General features: G+C 38.5%; 20 protein-coding genes. 13 read left to right on the forward strand and 7 right to left on the reverse strand.

Going from position 1 to position 17,323, the window contains the following annotated elements; all coding sequences use genetic code 11:
- Positions 1-3: 3 nt before the first annotated feature.
- The 7 genes from G3I01_RS15565 to G3I01_RS15595 all read left to right on the forward strand — a co-directional run bounded on the left by G3I01_RS15565 (position 4) and on the right by G3I01_RS15595 (position 6,417).
- On the forward strand, positions 4-1,143 hold the full coding sequence (locus G3I01_RS15565; protein WP_219552850.1) for a Gfo/Idh/MocA family oxidoreductase: 1,140 nt from the start codon (positions 4-6) through the stop codon (positions 1,141-1,143).
- Positions 1,144-1,159: 16 nt separating this feature from the next.
- Positions 1,160-2,221 (forward strand): sugar phosphate isomerase/epimerase, encoded by a 1,062-nt coding sequence (locus G3I01_RS15570; protein ID WP_219549373.1) that lies wholly within the window; start codon positions 1,160-1,162, stop codon positions 2,219-2,221.
- Positions 2,222-2,223: 2 nt separating this feature from the next.
- Positions 2,224-2,979 (forward strand): DUF1080 domain-containing protein, encoded by a 756-nt coding sequence (locus G3I01_RS15575; protein ID WP_219549375.1) that lies wholly within the window; start codon positions 2,224-2,226, stop codon positions 2,977-2,979.
- Positions 2,980-3,070: 91 nt separating this feature from the next.
- Positions 3,071-4,282 carry a bifunctional alpha/beta hydrolase/OsmC family protein gene (locus G3I01_RS15580; protein ID WP_219549377.1) on the forward strand — a complete coding sequence of 404 codons (1,212 nt, stop codon included), beginning with the start codon at positions 3,071-3,073 and terminating at the stop codon, positions 4,280-4,282.
- A gap of 112 nt (positions 4,283-4,394) precedes the next feature.
- Positions 4,395-4,985: a superoxide dismutase family protein gene (locus G3I01_RS15585; RefSeq protein ID WP_219549379.1), complete on the forward strand. Its 591-nt coding sequence runs from the start codon at positions 4,395-4,397 to the stop codon at positions 4,983-4,985.
- Positions 4,986-5,076: 91 nt separating this feature from the next.
- The gene (locus tag G3I01_RS15590; RefSeq protein ID WP_219549381.1) at positions 5,077-5,607 is read left to right on the forward strand and encodes a sigma-70 family RNA polymerase sigma factor; all 531 of its coding nucleotides are present in this window, start codon (positions 5,077-5,079) and stop codon (positions 5,605-5,607) included.
- A gap of 3 nt (positions 5,608-5,610) precedes the next feature.
- On the forward strand, positions 5,611-6,417 hold the full coding sequence (locus G3I01_RS15595) for an anti-sigma factor (protein ID WP_219549383.1): 807 nt from the start codon (positions 5,611-5,613) through the stop codon (positions 6,415-6,417).
- A 243-nt stretch (positions 6,418-6,660) separates the two neighbouring features.
- On the opposite strand, the gene G3I01_RS15600 is transcribed toward G3I01_RS15595, so the two are convergent.
- Genes G3I01_RS15600 through G3I01_RS15610 form a run of 3 tightly spaced genes read right to left on the reverse strand, consistent with a single transcriptional unit; the run spans position 6,661 to position 9,084 of the window.
- Entirely contained in the window at positions 6,661-7,416 is a 756-nt protein-coding gene (locus tag G3I01_RS15600) for a LytTR family DNA-binding domain-containing protein (protein ID WP_219552851.1), read from the reverse strand.
- A gap of 25 nt (positions 7,417-7,441) precedes the next feature.
- The gene (locus G3I01_RS15605) at positions 7,442-7,756 is read right to left on the reverse strand and encodes a 2TM domain-containing protein (protein WP_219549385.1); all 315 of its coding nucleotides are present in this window, start codon (positions 7,754-7,756) and stop codon (positions 7,442-7,444) included.
- On the reverse strand, positions 7,756-9,084 hold the full coding sequence (locus G3I01_RS15610; protein WP_219549387.1) for a 2TM domain-containing protein: 1,329 nt from the start codon (positions 9,082-9,084) through the stop codon (positions 7,756-7,758). The genes G3I01_RS15605 and G3I01_RS15610 overlap by 1 nt, the downstream gene beginning before the upstream one ends.
- A gap of 182 nt (positions 9,085-9,266) precedes the next feature.
- On the opposite strand from G3I01_RS15610, the gene G3I01_RS15615 reads away from it, so the two are divergent.
- Complete coding sequence (locus G3I01_RS15615; protein ID WP_219549389.1) at positions 9,267-9,701, forward strand: hemerythrin domain-containing protein; 435 nt, start codon at positions 9,267-9,269, stop codon at positions 9,699-9,701.
- A gap of 38 nt (positions 9,702-9,739) precedes the next feature.
- Here the strand turns inward: G3I01_RS15615 and G3I01_RS15620 are convergent, their stop codons facing one another.
- Positions 9,740-11,047 (reverse strand): NAD(P)/FAD-dependent oxidoreductase, encoded by a 1,308-nt coding sequence (locus tag G3I01_RS15620; protein ID WP_219549391.1) that lies wholly within the window; start codon positions 11,045-11,047, stop codon positions 9,740-9,742.
- Positions 11,048-11,173: 126 nt separating this feature from the next.
- Between G3I01_RS15620 and G3I01_RS15625 the strand changes: the two genes are divergently transcribed.
- Entirely contained in the window at positions 11,174-11,668 is a 495-nt protein-coding gene (locus G3I01_RS15625; RefSeq protein WP_219549393.1) for an RNA polymerase sigma factor, read from the forward strand.
- A 6-nt stretch (positions 11,669-11,674) separates the two neighbouring features.
- Complete coding sequence (locus G3I01_RS15630; protein ID WP_219549395.1) at positions 11,675-12,310, forward strand: hypothetical protein; 636 nt, start codon at positions 11,675-11,677, stop codon at positions 12,308-12,310.
- A 76-nt stretch (positions 12,311-12,386) separates the two neighbouring features.
- Here the strand turns inward: G3I01_RS15630 and G3I01_RS15635 are convergent, their stop codons facing one another.
- Positions 12,387-13,190, reverse strand: coding sequence for a lysophospholipid acyltransferase family protein (locus G3I01_RS15635; RefSeq protein ID WP_219549397.1), 804 nt, complete (start codon positions 13,188-13,190; stop codon positions 12,387-12,389).
- 159 nt (positions 13,191-13,349) lie between these two features.
- Positions 13,350-13,988, reverse strand: a complete 639-nt coding sequence (locus G3I01_RS15640; protein WP_219549399.1) for a CoA pyrophosphatase — start codon at positions 13,986-13,988, stop codon at positions 13,350-13,352.
- Between G3I01_RS15640 and G3I01_RS15645 the strand changes: the two genes are divergently transcribed.
- Positions 13,987-14,760, forward strand: coding sequence for a peptidylprolyl isomerase (locus G3I01_RS15645; protein ID WP_219549401.1), 774 nt, complete (start codon positions 13,987-13,989; stop codon positions 14,758-14,760). The genes G3I01_RS15640 and G3I01_RS15645 overlap by 2 nt on opposite strands.
- On the opposite strand, the gene G3I01_RS15650 is transcribed toward G3I01_RS15645, so the two are convergent.
- Positions 14,761-15,474 (reverse strand): RDD family protein, encoded by a 714-nt coding sequence (locus G3I01_RS15650; protein ID WP_219549403.1) that lies wholly within the window; start codon positions 15,472-15,474, stop codon positions 14,761-14,763.
- A 35-nt stretch (positions 15,475-15,509) separates the two neighbouring features.
- Between G3I01_RS15650 and G3I01_RS15655 the strand changes: the two genes are divergently transcribed.
- Positions 15,510-16,490 (forward strand): stage II sporulation protein M, encoded by a 981-nt coding sequence (locus G3I01_RS15655; protein ID WP_219552852.1) that lies wholly within the window; start codon positions 15,510-15,512, stop codon positions 16,488-16,490.
- Positions 16,465-17,322 carry a hypothetical protein gene (locus tag G3I01_RS15660; RefSeq protein ID WP_219549405.1) on the forward strand — a complete coding sequence of 286 codons (858 nt, stop codon included), beginning with the start codon at positions 16,465-16,467 and terminating at the stop codon, positions 17,320-17,322. The genes G3I01_RS15655 and G3I01_RS15660 overlap by 26 nt, the downstream gene beginning before the upstream one ends.
- The last annotated feature ends 1 nt before the right edge of the window (position 17,323 follow it).

The raw sequence follows: 17,323 nt of genomic DNA on the forward strand, positions 1-17,323 counted from the left end.
ATAATTATGGCTAAAATAAGACTGGGAATACTGGGAGGCGGAGAAGATTCCTTAATTGGAATACTGCACAGAGTGGCAGCAAATATGTTCGACCAATTTGAGGTCATAGGAGGAGTTTTTGACTTACAACATGAGAAAAGCCTAAATTTTGGGGAAAAGCTTCAACTAGACAGTTCCAGAATTTATAAAGATCTGGATGAACTTATAGCAAAAGAAAAAAACCTTCCAGCAGATAAGAGACTACAGGCAGTATCTGTACTCACCCCTAACTTCCTGCATTTTCCAATGGCAAAAAAGTTACTGGAAAACGGTTTTAATGTGATCTGTGAAAAACCTCTGACAACTACTTACGAAGAGGCAAAGATCTTGAACGAAATTCAGGAAAAAACAAAAGCCATTTTTGCAGTCACCTATACCTATACTGGTTACCCGATGATAAGGCAGATGAAGAGCATGATCAAAAACGGGGAGATAGGAAATATTCAAAAAGTAGATGTTCAATACTATCAGGGATGGATCAATCCTTTGATACACGATAAGGAAAAGAGATCTTCTACCTGGAGACTGGACCCGGAGAAATCTGGAATTAGCTGCTGTATAGGTGATATAGGAACTCATGCTTTTAATATGGCTGAATATGTAACCGGAATGAAAGTAGAGAATATCCTCGCAGATCTAAATTACCTGTATGAAGATAACCCAATGGATATTGACGGCACTGTACTCATGAGATTCCCTGGAAAAGCAAAAGGAGTCCTAAGGGCAAGCCAGATCGCAACCGGTGAAGAGAACAATTTTACGGTTCAGGTTTATGGTGACAAAGGTGGTTTAAAATGGGAACAGGAAAACCCCAATTATCTCTACCTGCTAAAAGAGGATAAACCTTTACAGGTTCTAAAACCTGGTCACGGTTATCTTAGTGAGTTTTCTCTGGAAGGCACCAAATTACCACCTGGCCACCCTGAAGGTATTTTCGATTCTATGGGAAATATTTACTATGGAGTAGCAATGGCTATTAAAGATAAGTCAAAATTTGAAGGCGCTTACCCAAAACTTAATGACGGTTTACGCGGAATGAATTTTATCGAAAAAACCGTCTCTTCCCATCAAAAAGGTAATGTTTGGATAAAAATGGAAGACTAATACAAAATATTAGAAAATGAAGACTATTAAAGGACCTGCCGTATTTCTGGCCCAGTTCATGGACGATAAGGAACCATTCAATTCTTTGGATGGCCTGTGTAAATGGGCATCAGATCTTGGCTATAAAGGAATTCAGATCCCAACCTGGGAAATAAGACTTATCGACCTTAAAAAAGCCGCTGAAAGCAAAACTTACTGTGATGAACTTAAAGGCAAGGTAGAATCTTACGGACTGGAGATCACTGAACTCAGTTCACACTTACAGGGACAACTGGTAGCTGTGCATCCTGCCTATGATATAATGTTTGATAATTTTGCACCAGATGAATACAAGAATAATCCTGAAAAACGGACCAACTGGGCCATCGATCAGCTTAAATATGCTGCAAAAGCAAGTAGACACCTAGGACTTGACGTTCATGGAACCTTTAGCGGGTCATTTCTATGGCATACCGCGCACCCATGGCCACAAAGACCTGATGGTCTTGTAGAAATGGGCTTTGCAGAACTAGCCAAGCGCTGGCTGCCTATTCTGAATGAATTTGATGAACAGGGAGTTGATGTTTGTTATGAGATACATCCCGGTGAAGACCTTCATGACGGGGTTACCTTTGAGCGATTTCTTGATGCTACACATAACCATAAACGGGTTAATATTCTTTATGATCCAAGTCACTTCGTATTGCAGCAATTAGATTATATAGAATATATAGATCACTACCACGATTATATCAAAATGTTCCATGTAAAGGATGCTGAATTCAATCCTACAGGCAAAAAAGGAATGTTTGGAGGATATGGTGACTGGAAAGACCGAGCCGGCAGGTACAGACATCCTGGTGATGGCCAGGTAGATTTTAAAACTATCTTTTCTAAACTCACCGAATATGGTTGTGATGTCTGGGCTGTTCTGGAATGGGAATGCTGTATCAAATCACCAGATCAGGGTGCTAGAGAAGGTGCACCATTTATTCAGAAGCATATTATTGAAGCTACCCAAAAGAGATTCGATGACTTTTCAGGATCTGAAATTGATAAAAACAAACTAAAACGAATTTTAGGACTTAAAACTAACTAAGCATGAAAAAGATAATTTTAATAGGTTGCTCCATTGTTCTATTTGCGGCCTGCAAGAATGAAAATAAGGATTCAGAAGAAACAGAAGCTGCTTCCAACAAAGAGATGAAAACTGCCGAAAACATGGAGAAAGATGAATGGAACGTACTATTTAGCGGTACCAACCTTGATTCTTGGCAAACCTATAACAGAGATTCAATATCAAGCCAGTGGACCGTTGAGGATGGAACAATTTCCTTTGCCCCTGCTGAAGGAGACAAAAGAATCAAGGAATACCTAATGACCAAGGATAAATATGAAAATTTCGAACTTCAGATAGAATGGAAGATTTCTGAAGGTGGAAACAGCGGTATCCTTTGGGGAGTTCAGGAAATGGAAAAATATGATGAGCCTTATTATACGGGACCTGAGATTCAGATCCTCGATAATGAAAGACATCCCGATGCCAAGAATGGCCCTAACCGTACGGCCGGAGCCTTATACGATATGGTTCCTCCAAGAGAAGATGTTACTAAACCTGCCGGAGAATGGAACACGGAAGTTATTCATATAGATCATGAAAGTAATACCGGTTGGGTGAAATTGAACGGAGTAAAAGTGACCGAATTCCCTGTGAATGGTGAAGAATGGATGGAGATGGTTAAAAATTCTAAATTTAGCGATTGGGAGGACTTTGGTTCCAGCCGGAAAGGTTACATAGCTTTACAGGACCACGACGATAAGGTATGGTTCAGAAATATTAAAATAAAAGAACTTTAAGAATAGTTTATCAGAATTAAAGCTGCCTTTACGGCGGCTTTTTTTTATTCTTGGATATAGGCTGGAAGTGCTATTCAAATAAAAGAAGATTATGCAAAGACTTGATGTAAGTTTCGAAAATTCTGATTCTAAAACTTTAAAAGGAGTTCTGGAGTTACCTACCAATAAGAAGCCTCTTAATTTTGTTCTTTTTGCTCACTGCTTTACCTGTAATAAGAACTTTCATGCTCCATCAAATATTAGCAAAAGTTTGGCTTCAAAAGGTTATGGAGTATTAAGATTCGACTTTACCGGGCTTGGTGAAAGTGATGGTGATTTTGAAGACACAAATTTCTCCGGAAACGTTGAGGATCTTATTTCTGCAGCTAATTTCTTAAAAAAGGAATATAACGCCCCTTCTATTATCGTAGGACATTCGTTAGGTGGAGCTGCTGCCCTGTTCGCAGCAAAAAAAATAGAATCGGTTAAAACTATTGTGACCATAAATGCACCTTCAAATTTAAGCCATGTAAAGAAGCATTTTGAATCCAGCCTCGATGAAATAGAAAAAGACGGTTCTGCGAGCATAAATATCGGCGGGAGGAGCTTCCAGATCAAAAAACACTTCGTGGATGATCTAAAAAACAATAATGATTCTAAAGTTCTTCAGGAAATTAGGACGCCTTTGCTCATAATGCATTCACCACAGGATAAGATTGTTTCTATAAACCATGCGGAAGAACTTTATAAAGTCGCAAGACATCCCAAGAGCTTCATTACCCTTGATGGAGCAGATCATATGCTTAGTACAAGATCTGATTCAGAATACGCCGGAAACGTAATAGCAGCATGGGCTAGTAAATACATTGAACAGCCTGAAGTTCCTGAATTAGAGACCGATCACGAGGTAATGGCTAATTTAGGCGCACATGGATACACCACCCAGATCATCGCCGGAAAACACTATTTTGTTGCTGATGAACCGGTAAAAGCAGGAGGCAGCGACCTGGGTCCTAACCCATATGAACTCGTCTCCAGCGGACTGGCTGCCTGTACCTCCATGACTATTCAAATGTATGCCAGAAGAAAGGAATGGAAAATTGAGAATGTGGAAACCCATGTAAGTTATTCTAAAAAACATGCAGATGATTGCGAAAATTGCGAGGACGACAAGGCTAAAATAGATAGTTTTGAAAGGGAAATCTCTATAAAAGGAGAACTTGACAATAAACAAATTGAACGCTTATTGGAGATCGCAGATAAATGCCCTGTCCATAAAACTCTTTCTACAAAGGGACAGATAAGAACTAAATTAAAGAGTTAGTGAATTTTAATAGCCTAAAGCGCATTGTTAAGCTATACTTAAATCTTTGGTGTTACCTGCGAATAGGCTTAATTTAGGAGTATTAAATTAAAATTTAACCAATCGAAATTTTATGAAACGTATTAGTTTATCACTTATTCTTTGTGCAGGTTTAGTCTTCACAAGTTGTAAGAATGAGAAAAAAGAAAATGAAATGGATACCCAATCAGAAACTGAAATGAGTTCTGATATGGAAAAACAGGAAGAAGAAGTAAAAAAGGTGAAAGTAACCTTGAATTCTGTTAGTGATTCCAACCTTAGTGGTAATGTGGTATTTACTGAAGAAAATGGCGAAGTTTCCATGACTGCTATTATTTCAGGACTTGCGGAAGGTAAACACGCTATCCATATTCACGAAAAAGGTGATTGTTCAGCTGCCGATGGTTCTTCTGCCGGAGGACACTGGAACCCTACAGACGCTCAACACGGGAAATGGGGAGATTCTGAAGGTTATCATAAAGGTGACATAGGAAACTTTGAAGTTGATGCTAATGGGAATGGAACCGTAAATATGAGCACAGACGAATGGTGTATAGGTTGTGGTGATGAAAAGAAAGATATTTTAGGGAAAGCCGTGATCGTGCATGATGGTGTAGATGACTATACTTCTCAGCCTTCTGGTGCTGCAGGTACACGTGTAGGTTGTGGTGTGATCCAGAAATAATTCCTATTAAAATAATAGAATGTTAAGCGGCCATCTGGCCGCTTTTTTTATTTAGCAATTAAGACTATATTTATTTCCTCAAATAAAATCTATGCAGCAGGACGGACTAATCCTCGAATTACAAAATGGTAATCAGAAGGCCTTTGAAAGGATTTATCAATTGTATTCAGAGAGTGTATATGGAATTATATATAGTATTTTAAAAGATGAAAAAATTGCCGAGGAAATATTACAGGATGTATTCCTAAAGATATGGGACAATGCATCTTCCTACAATTCAGATAAAGGAAGGTTCTTTACCTGGATCCTGAATATAGCCCGAAATGCTTCTATAGACCACATAAGATCTAAAAGTCATAAGAATACTCAGAAAAACCTTACAGCAGATAATTTCGTAAATGTTCTGGAGAGCAATTCGAACTTTTCAGCAAAAGCAGATGCTATCGGGATCCAAAAATATATCGATATCCTGAAGCCAGTCTGTAAGAAATTAATAGACCTCCTGTTCTTTAAAGGTTTTACACAGAAAGATGCGGCTGAGGAGTTGGATATGCCTCTAGGAACGGTTAAAACCAGGAACAGAGCTTGTATTAACAAGCTTAGAGAAATGTTAGCAGAATAAGAAATGAATATACAAGAATACATATCATCTGGAATCCTGGAACTTTATGTTTACGGTGCACTTACTGAGGCAGAGAGCCGTGAAGTAAGCCAGGCCTTAAAAGAACATCCTGAGATCAGGAAAGAGGTTGAGGAGATCGAGAACGCTCTGCAAAGGTTATCCTCTTCAGCTGCGCCAAATTACAATGCGGAAGCGGTATTGGCCAGCATCAAGCAAAAATTAAGTCAAAAAGCCGAGCCTAAGGTAGTTGAGATCGATAGAGACGAAGGAACCAATTGGGTGTCTTATATAGGTTGGGCTGCAACCATTCTGTTACTTGTTGGTCTCTTCTTTGTATTTGAAGATAAGAACGAACTTAGAGAACAGCTGAACGCTGAAAAAGCGAAAACGGCAAGAATGGAACAACAGATCGCAGATGCAAGAGAAAACAAAGAGAAAGCGGAAGAACTACTTGCAGTCTTAAGAGATAAGAATGTTTCCAAAGTACCGTTACAAGGACAAAATGCAGCTCCTGGAGCCTATGCAGCGGTCTATTGGAACAAAGAAGAAAATAAAGCTTATATAGATGCCAAAGATTTGCCAGAACCGCCTCGAGGAAAGGTATACCAGGTATGGTCATTAAAACTTGAGCCACTAACTCCTACAAGCATTGGATTACTGGATGAATTCTCACTAGACGACAATAAGATATTTACTCTTGAAAATGCCAATGAATCCCAGGCATTCGGGATCACTCTCGAACCTGAAGGAGGCAGTGAATCACCAACCATGGATCAACTTTATGTGTTAGGTGCTGTCGCGGCCCCTTAAATAAGAGAACCTATATTAAAAGCTAAGCCCCACGTTCTTGCGTGGGGCTTACTTTTGTAAACACTTAGGGTGAAAATTCCCGGGGGGATCTCAGTTCCCTAAGCATCTAACCAACCAAAAAAATCAAAAACTCAAATCGACCAAGCGTCAAAAGCTATATGTCAAACAAACCTAGAGTTATATAAATATTTACGGAAGGAAATATGGTTCGGTTTTATTTTCTTCAATTTTAACATTTCAGAATCATTGGTCCAGCCAGATCTTGAAGTCTTTAACCCGCTCCCTGCTTACAATAAGCTGAAATTCTGTAAAGTTCTCTATTTTTATTTCTAGCCTGGAATTAGTATATGAAATGATATCCCTGATAGCATTTATATTAAGTATACATTTTCTATTTATGCGGTAGAATTTTTCAGGATCAAGATCTTCCTCAAGTTTTTCCAGAGGCACCTCTATAGGATAATTTCGGCCGGTATAGCAGTGAAGATATGTTGTTTTGTTTTCTGAATAAAAGCAGGCGATATCTGAAATATCCACAAGTTTAAGATGCTGCCCTACCTGGGCCGTAAACCTTGTCTTATAAGATTTTTGATGGTTGGTCTGGGTTAATAATGACCTTAACTCCTTCACATCAATATTGCCGTTTTGGTGCTGGGTGTTCCTGAACTTTTTAATAGCGGCCTCAAGTTCCTCTTCATCAATGGGTTTCAGCAGGTAATCTATACTATTTAGTTTAAACGCTTTAAGAGCATATTCATCGTAGGCTGTCGTGAATATAATTGCGCTATCAGTCTTTACATGTTCAAAAATCTCAAAAGAAAGACCATCACTTAACTGGATATCCAGAAAAATAATATCGGGATGTTCATGACCATTAAACCAATCTATTGCTTCAGCCACAGAATGGAGCATAGTCTTAGTTTCAATATCCAGTTTTGTAAGCATACGCTGTAATCGCCTTGCTGCGGGCTTTTCGTCTTCAATAATTATAATGTCTATCACTTCTGAATTCTATAATTAAAAACTATTTCCAGATCTGTTTCTTATCCTGGTCCATCAATTCCTTGATTTTTCTCTCTTCCCATTTCCTACCAAAAATGAAGTTTGGTCCAAAAACGCTTGCCCAGTGAGCGAAGAGACCTATTCCCCAAAAGAAGAGAGTTGCGTAGTTGGTAATTTCTGTTAGACCATCAAGTAAACCTGTATCCTGTGTGTTCATTATAAATATGGCAGCATTGATAAAAATGAAAACCAGTAAATGAACATAAAATCCTTTAATATCCTTGATCCTTTTTTGAGCCGATTTATAGCTCATACTTTTTCTATAATCTGTTTCCATTATTTCCATGATTTAGTTTGTTGCTGATCTTTTTCCATCAGTTCCCTGATCTTACGTTCTTCCCATTCACTTCCATAACCAAATACAGAGAATCCATGAATTGTAAGTCCTATTCCCCATCCAAAAAGTGGAAACCAGAACCATTGAAACTCCCAGTAGGTACGGTAATTAATAAAAATAAGAAATGGGATCACTACACAGTAAGAAATAAGATTTCCATAAAACTCCTTGATCTCCTTTACTCGTTGTTTTGCTTTGAAATAAGCATTTTCCTGATTGATTTCGTTGGTATCCATAATTGAAATTTGTTTGGTTAAAACGGGTAATTTCACCCTGAATAATTCATTGGTTTGCTCGATTAAAACCTGCCTCTGAGTTACCTCGTGGTATCTATTCACAATATTCTGAAGTCCCACCCCTTTTCTATTTCCTAAAACTTCCTTTTTCTGAAAATTATTCTCGACCACCAGATAGCCATCGGTTTCATATATCCTGATCTTTAAAGGTTTTCCTTCACTAACTATATTGTGTTTTATGGTATTCTCAAGTAATAGCTGTAATGAAAGAGGCACCACTTTAGCTTCTTCATTAGACAGCTCCTTTGGTATCTCAAAGTAAATGCTATTCTCAAAGCGCATTTTCAGTAGCTTCATATAAGTATTCGCAAAAGAAAGTTCTTCTTTTACACTTACCAGTTCCTTATCCTTCTGCTCCAGAACATAACGGTATATTTTAGAAAGTGCGGTTGTAAAACGCTGTGCCTGTTCTGGGTTCTCATCTATGAGAGAGGCTAACACATTAAGGCTATTAAATAGAAAGTGTGGGTCTAACTGGTTCTTTAAAGCATCGAATTTCGCCGAGGCTGTTCCCGCAATGATCTTCTGCTGCTTAACTTTTTTTTCCTGTAAAGATTTATAAAAGAAAACCAGGTGAAAGAAAAGGGAAATAATGGTTATAAAGAGTAATGGGCCCAGGTAATAATAAATCCTTTCCCGGGCAATAAACTCGGTAAAACTGTACCCGTTAAAAATCATCTCATCCACTGCCCGGCATAAGAAGTAAAAGAACAAGGTTAGAATTATAGAGCCTCCCGCTGCCAATAAAATAGTTCTTAAACTTGCACTTTCCCAACCTATCTTATTGCCGAAAAATCTAAAGTAAAAACTATTTACTGCAGTTAATACGAAACAGTAGAAATAGAAAACACCCCATGTATTTATATCCAGTAGGGAATCGAAAGACTTTTCACTATCAAAAATCGCCTGAATCAAAACGAGGATCACGCAAATCCCGATGCTAATTCTTAATATTCTGTATAATTCTTTCATCAGTTTTTATATCTATTTCAAAATTGCTGCAAAATCTCCTAAACCAAAAAATCAATTTTCCGAATTGTCAAATTCCAATACTGAATTGTTTTCTTATCTCAATTTTGGCTTTTCAACCTGAAAATTAATTAATCTTTAACATTTAAATGAATAACTTGAAGTCAAATCCAAAAAATTAAATAATGACCATTTTTGAAGCCTTAAGACAGGAACATGAAATCCAGAGAGACCTGATTGATAAATTGATAAAGACCGAAGGAAAAACTGAAGAGAGAAAGAAAATATTTGAAGATCTCAAACACGAATTAAAGATACACGAAGATGCTGAAGAGCGTCATTTTTATATTCCGTTAATGGAAAAAGATATGACCCAGGAGAAAGCACGGCATAGTGTAGCAGAACATCATGAAATGGATGAGCTTGTAGAACAGCTGGAAGATACTGAAATGGATGCCTCAAACTGGCTGAAGATCGCTAAGGACCTGGAACATCAATTAATCCATCATCTTGATGAAGAGGAGCATGAAGTATTTCAAATGGCAGGAAAAGTTTTGACTGAAAAACAAAAAACAGACCTGGCTTCAGATTATAATAAGGAAATAAGAAAAAATCGATAATTAAAAAGCCCCTGTATTTCTACAGGGGCTTTTTAATTTTATACTTTTTCTTTATCCATCGTCATTTTCTCCTCATGACCTTTAAACGGTCTTATGATCAGTCTGGCGGCTTTATCGTAGTTAATATAATTATAGATCCAGTTAAAGAAGGTTACTGTCCTATTCCGGAAGCCTACCAGGAACCATAGATGCACGAACATCCATACGAACCAGGCGAAAAATCCTGAGAATTTCCATTTATGCATGTCTACCACAGCCCTGTTACGTCCCACAGTTGCCATGGTTCCCTTATCAAAATATTCAAATGGCTCAAGTTTTTCACCTCTTATTAAATGCTTGATGTTTTTAGCCAGGTGTTTTCCTTGCTGGATTGCCGGTTGAGCTACCATAGGATGACCTTTAGGAAATTCCTCGGTCATCATCAAAGCGATATCACCTATCGCGAAAATATTCTCATATCCGTTTACCTGATTAAAAGCATTTACCTCATATCTATTGGCCTTCTCAACAATCGCAGAGGCATTCAAGCCTTGTACAGGCGCTCCGGTTACACCGGCAGACCAGATGAAAGTTTCGGTTTTAATGGCAAGGTCTGTATTGGTTTCCACAAGATGCCCATCATAGTTCTTCACCATCGTGTTCAAGTGGATTTTTACTCCCAGCTCTTCAAGCATTTCATGTGCTTTTCTCGAAGCATGCTCGCTCATAGGCGGTAAAACCCTGTCCAGGCCTTCCAACAAATGAATATTCATTTCATTGGGATTAAGGTCCGGATAATCTTTTGGAACAATATGATTTCTTAATTCGGCGATCGCACCACTTAATTCGACCCCGGTAGGACCTGCACCCGCTAGAACGAAATTCAGCAATGCTTTCCTTTTTTCGGGATCTTCGGTAATTGTTGCCTGCTCCAGATTTTCAAGAATAAGGCTTCTAATATTTAAAGCCTGAGGTACGGTTTTCATCCACATTCCATGTTCCTCGATACTGTCATTTCCGAAGAAATTAGTTTTGGACCCCGTAGCGATCACCAGGTAATCATAAATAAGATCACCAATATTAGTATGCACTGTATTTTTTTCGGCAGAGATCGAAGTGACTTCAGCAAGCCTGAAAAAACACTTTTTACTGGACCTGGTAATTTTTCGCAAGGGATAGGCTATGGAATCTGGCTCCAAACCCGAGGTCGAAACCTGGTATAAAAGCGGTTGAAACGTATGATAATTATGCCTGTCAAGCAAAACCATTTGCATATCCTCTTTAAGGATCTTTCTGGCAAGCGCCATTCCGGCGAAACCACCTCCAATTATTGCTACTCTGGGTAAGTCGGTTTTTGGGATATTCATAAATTCGGCTGGTTTTACCCAAATTTACTATTTATCGAAGGATTGGAGGATGGATTAACTTTAAATTAAAGTTTTTTGTAACATAGCGATTAATTTCACTACCTATTACGTGCTAACCAACCAATCGTGAACAAAGAATTAGAACATCAGTTTGTGACAAATCTGGAGAAACACCAGAATATAGCACACAAAATCTGCCGTATCTATACCAATGACCAGGATTCGCATAATGATCTTTTTCAGGAGATTACTATTCAACTTTGGAAAGCATATCCCAAATTCAGGGGAGATTCAAAATTTAGTACCTGGATGTACAGGGTCGCTTTGAACACCGCGATCACACTATACCGAAAGAAAAAAAGAAGTATCAAAACCCAGGATTATGACACCGTACATTTTAAAATAAAAGCCGAAGAATACAATGACGAAGCAGAAAGGCATTTGAAGATCATGTATGATGCGATAAAACAATTGAACGATATAGATAAAGCCCTCGTTTTTCTTTATCTCGAGGATAAGAATTATGCAGAGATCTCTTATACGCTGGGGATCACAGAAGTTAATGCAAGAGTTAAAATGAACAGGGTAAAAACAAAATTAAAGAACATTATAAATCCTTAATTACTTATGGACGATTTAGATCTATTAAAAAAGGATTGGAAAAAGCAGGAGAAGAATCTGCCCCATCTTTCCTACGATGAAATTTATAAAATGATCTGGAAGAGGTCTTCCTCGATCGTAAAATGGATATTTTTTATCAGCATCCTGGAATTTATCCTGGGTGCGGTTTTGAATATATTTCTAGCCGATGAAGAATACTGGCAGCAAATGGAGAAATATAATCTTACAGAATTCACCATTCTCGTCTATGTTTTCAGCTACCTGATCACTTTTTATTTCATTTTCAGGTTTTATACGAACTATCGTAGGATCAACGCTACAGATAGTGCTAAAAAATTGATGAAGAACATTTTAAGGACCCGTAAAACCGTAAAACACTATATAGCTTTTATCCTTATCTCTACGGGAATTGTGTTTTTGATCACAATTTTCCTGATGTTGAGAAACCATGCAGTTACCGCTACCTCTGAGAAAAATATGGAATTCGACACTACTCAATGGCTGATTTTCATTGGAGGTACATTACTGGTTCTGGGAATCTTGCTGGGAATCGTCTGGCTTATATACCGAGTGATCTACGGTATCTTACTGAAGAGACTCTATAAGAATTATAAGGAACTTAAAAAACTGGAAATAGAGTAATTGGGAGCCGGAAATTAGAAGTTAGAAAAATTAGATTTCAGGCTTAAACCCTGAAAACGATACACATTATTTTCCTCTAGTATCCCCAACGGCGCTGCTCGTTAAGATCTTCCATAGCCTGGATCTCTTCTGCGGGAATTACTTTAAGGAATGAGGGATGCTGCTCTATAGCGTATTCCAGTTTACTTACGATCTCTTCAATACTTTCATTTTCATAGTCGATCTCTAAAGGTTCTTTGATCTGAAAAGTTTGAAGTATTCCTCTTTTCTTGATGCGCAATCCTTTTTTATCGAAAGATCTTCTAAAACCATCGATCACGATAGGAATAACAATAGGTTTATGGTTTTTGATAATATGCGCAGTTCCTTTTCTAATTGGTTTAAACGGTTTCGTAGTTCCCTGAGGGAAAGTGATTACCCAACCGTCATCCAGTGCGAGGCCAATATTCTCTGTGTCATTTGGGTTCACTTCCCTTTTAACCTCCTGCCCTTTAGATCTCCAGGTACGCTCTACAGTAATAGCACCGGCATAAGACATGATCCTTGCCAGTAGGCCGGCTCTCATGGTTTCCTTTGCAGCTACATAATAGATATTCAATTTAGGCTGCCATATATAGCCAATATTCTTGATGCTATCTACCCTGCCACTTAAACTGGCATTAAAAACATGGAACATGGCAGTTACATCTGCGAAATAAGTTTGATGGTTGGAAACGAAAAGAACATTGGTATCAGGCAAATTTTTAATGATCTCTGATCCTTCGATCTGAAGTTCATTAAAGCCTCTATATCGCCTGTGCGTAAGTACCCCAAAAATGCGGATCAACCACTTCTTCAGAATTATATAATGCCCGAATGGATTCTTTTTGAATAATCCCATTGCTGATATCTTTTTTACCTGATCTTTTATTCAGCCTCTTTTGAACCGGCCGCAAATATAATAATTAGTTTCACAATCATAATTCATTAAAAAACCTCCAAAAAGGTCTAAACGAGAATTTAAAACTCCTGAGGTTTCGCAACCTAAGCAGAATCTAAGTTAAATCTTCAATAGCAATTCCCTTATTTCACTCAGCATCATTCCCGTTGCTCCCCAAACCACATAACCATTCAGGCTGTAAGCTGGCACTTCGATCTCTTTAGCATAGGAAGTACTTAAATTCTCGGTGATCACATTCTCATCATTTAAGAAATCACTGAGCTTTACTTCCAGAATTTTTTCAACTTCAGATTCCTGGGCGATCATTTTAGGAGTATGGGACATCAATCCCAGGTATGGTTGTACCCAGAAATTTGAAGGCGGAATATATAAACGGGTTAATTCTTTTATCACTTCGATCTCATTTTGAGGGATACCCACTTCTTCTTCAGTTTCTCTTAACGCAGTATCTCTAAGGTCTTTATCAGATTCCTCCACGCGGCCTCCGGGAAATCCAACCTGGTTGGAATGCACCCCCTTATATGTCTTCCTGAGAATCAGAACCAATCTTGTTTCCATTTCAATATCAGGATAAAAAACGGCCATTACCCCAGCCTCCTGAGGATTCCGTTTAGACATATCTATTTTCTCAAGTTCATTAATCCTAATGAGCGGGGCTAGTTTCCTGTGCGCAGACTCTCCCGGAAGCTGCATTTTTTTTAACTTTGAAATCCTGTTTTTAAAAATTTCAAATTCCATGTTCAGACAGCTTTCTTTAGTAGCAATTTTTTCAATTCTTCTTTTCGCAAGTTGTGAAGATAAGGAAACTTCCTCAAAAAAAGGTGAAACACTATCTCCTGAAGCTTTAAAGGCCCAGCAGCAGGAAGATTCTATCCAGCGGGCTCGTGATAGTATCTTTGAACTTCGCAAAAAAGAACTGGCAGAAGATGATAAACAAACCAAGATAGAAAAGAATGATATGTTCCCAATAGCGCAGGAACAACTTATTCCTACTCTTACAGAATACGGAAAGAATAATCCGGAAACAAAGGTGAGGATCAAGACGAAAATCGGGAATATTGACGTTCAGCTATATCGGGACACACCATTACACCGCGCTAATTTTATCATGTTGGTGAAAAATGATTATTTCAACAATACCTTTTTTCATCGGGTTGCGCCTGGTTTCGTGATCCAGGGCGGTAATGCAGATAACCAGGTGACCGCGAGTAGTCGTGCAGATGTTGGAAATTACCTGATCCCGAGCGAATTTGATGCCGGCCACAAACATACCTATGGAGCCTTTTCAGCAGCTAAATATGCCGAACAAAATGTGAGTAAGGCATCCTCCCCTTTTGAATTCTTTATTGTAATGGATAAAGGCGGAACTCCACACCTTAATAATGATCATACCGTTTATGGAAGAGTGATAAGCGGCATGGATGTGGCTGAAAAGATCGCGCAGGTAGAAACCGGAAATTCGGAATGGCCAATAGATAATGTTGAAATGGATATTGAAATACTGGAGTAATTACTGCTGCGTGTAATAATTGTAGTCGTTAATCACTCTTTGCACGAATTCAATAGGTCTCTCTTCGAATTTCACATCCATAAGATCGGCCAGTTTTTCGCTTAAGGAAAGAATAATATGATGCTGTGCCTCCCTCCTGGCCTGATCATAAAGGTTTTTCACTTCCTGTATATCCATATCGCTTAAAACGGTAACCTGAGGATATTTGGGCTGGTAATTTTCGGGAAGGTCTACCGCCAGGGTATTATCAATCCCTATTTTCTTTTTATCTGAAATCACCGTGGTTCCCGCAGCAATATCTCCCAATCTTTGTCCCTTACCGTTAAGAAGAATCGTTACCACCGCAACTCCACCAGTAGTAAGGCTAATATCAATGATCCTGAGCAGCCATCTAACCAGGTAATTTGAAAACTGGGGCCTGGTGCCATCCATCTTTACCACCCTAATTTGTACCAGTGCCTTTCCGGGAGTTCTACCATTCCAGAAAGTTTCCCAAAGGAGGTAATATAAGAATGAAGGAAGACCCAGAACAAGGTAATACATCATCAAATTCCCATTATCTCCATTTATTCCTGCAATGATAAGGGATGCGAAGATCATATAAACCACAATAATCGCCAGGTCTATTATAAAAGCAAGGATACGCTCTCCTATTCCCGCAACATTCTGTTCAATACTAATATTTTGAGCGGTTTCAATTTGAAAGTTATCCATTAAATATGTTACTTTGGGTTTTATTCAATATTACAATGCGCGAGGCTGCTTTTGTCAGGCAAAATAAAGATAAATGGGTTAAGTATGAAAGCCTCTTGCAAAATAATAGAACCCTGTCTCCAGAGCAACTTTCAGATATTTATGTAGAATTGAGTGACGATCTGAGTTATTCAAAAACATTCTACCCTAAGAGCAATACTACGAAATACCTGAACGGTCTTGCCTCTGCTGCTCATCAAAAGATATATAGCTCCAAAAAAGAATCAGGGAATCGTATCATCACCTTTTTCACCAGGGAGTTTCCTTCAGAATTTCATAAACATCAAAAACAGCTTTTACTAAGCTTTCTTATCTTTCTGGGATTTACCATTATTGGTGCTTTTAGTGCGGCTTCAGACTCTGCCTTTGTTAGATCTATTCTTGGGGATGCTTATGTTAACATGACACTGGAGAATATCGCTAATAACGATCCCATGGCGGTTTATAAGGAGATGACCGAAACGGATATGTTCCTGGGCATCACCATTAACAATATCAGGGTCTCCCTCATGGCCTTTTCGCTGGGCGTTCTTGCAGGAATAGGAACAGTTTTTATGCTGATGCAGAATGCCATCATGCTGGGAAGTTTTCAGTATTTCTTTTACGATAAGGGAATACTTTGGGAATCGGCCAGAACGATATGGATCCACGGCACTATTGAAATATCTGTCATTATAGTCGCCGGTTGTGCAGGACTGGTAGTGGGAAAAAGCATACTATTTCCAGGGACATATTCCAGGTTGAAATCCTTTACCATGGGAATCAAGGACGGCTTAAAGATCGTGGTAAGCACGATTCCTTTTTTTATTATCGCCGGCTTCCTGGAAGGTTTCGTGACGAGGTTGACCCATATGCCAGATTTCGCCGCGATATCGATCATTTTGATCTCCCTGTTCATAATCCTGTTTTATTATGTCTACTACCCTTTATATCTATTAAAAAAATCTAAGAATGAACCCGGAACTAATCCAATTTAAAAAGCAGCGCGAGCTGGGAGAAATACTAAGTGTAACCTTTAAATTCCTACGTCAGAATTTTAAAGAGGCTGGAAAGATCTTTATTAAAATCGTTGGGCCGGTATTTTTGCTTTTAATTGCCGCAGTCACTTATTATTCCTGGTCTACCCTGGGAACTTCATTTTTTGCTAATGGATTGGAAGGCTCAGATTTCATTCTGTCTTTCGGGTTAATGATGCTGGCATATTTGCTTTATGTATCAACCATGACCGGGACCGTGTATCACATAATACTTTCATATATAAATAATCAGGGAAGTATAGATCCATCGGAAGTAGGCAGTGGCATGAAGGCAGACTTCGGAAAGCTCTTATTGCTAACCTTTATCTCGTGGATCCTTATTTTCGCCGGTACCATTGCTTTTATAATTCCTGGAATCTACATCGCCGTACCTCTTAGTTTATCCACAGCAATAATGGTTTTTAGAAGAGAAAGCGTGCTGGAAAGTATCTACTCTTCTTTCAGACTCGTAAAAGACAACTGGTGGATGACCTTCGCAACATTATTATGCATTGGTCTTATAGTTTACCTAATAAGCCTGGTCTTTCAGCTACCAGCGATATTTTATATGTTATTTCGTGCCTTTACTGTAGCCAGTGAGGGTTCGGCTTCAGATCCATCAGAGCTGCTGGGTACTGGGTATCTTTATATCAATGTTTTCACCTCGACCATTCAGTATATAATTTACACGATCACTCCAATTGGAGTTGCTTTCGTTTATTTTAACCTGAATGAAAAGCAAAACTTCACCGGGACTTACGAAACCATTCAAAACCTGGGAAATAATAATTAAC

Origin of the sequence: Gramella sp. MT6 (assembly GCF_019357415.1) — a bacterium.
Lineage (GTDB): Bacteria > Bacteroidota > Bacteroidia > Flavobacteriales > Flavobacteriaceae > Christiangramia.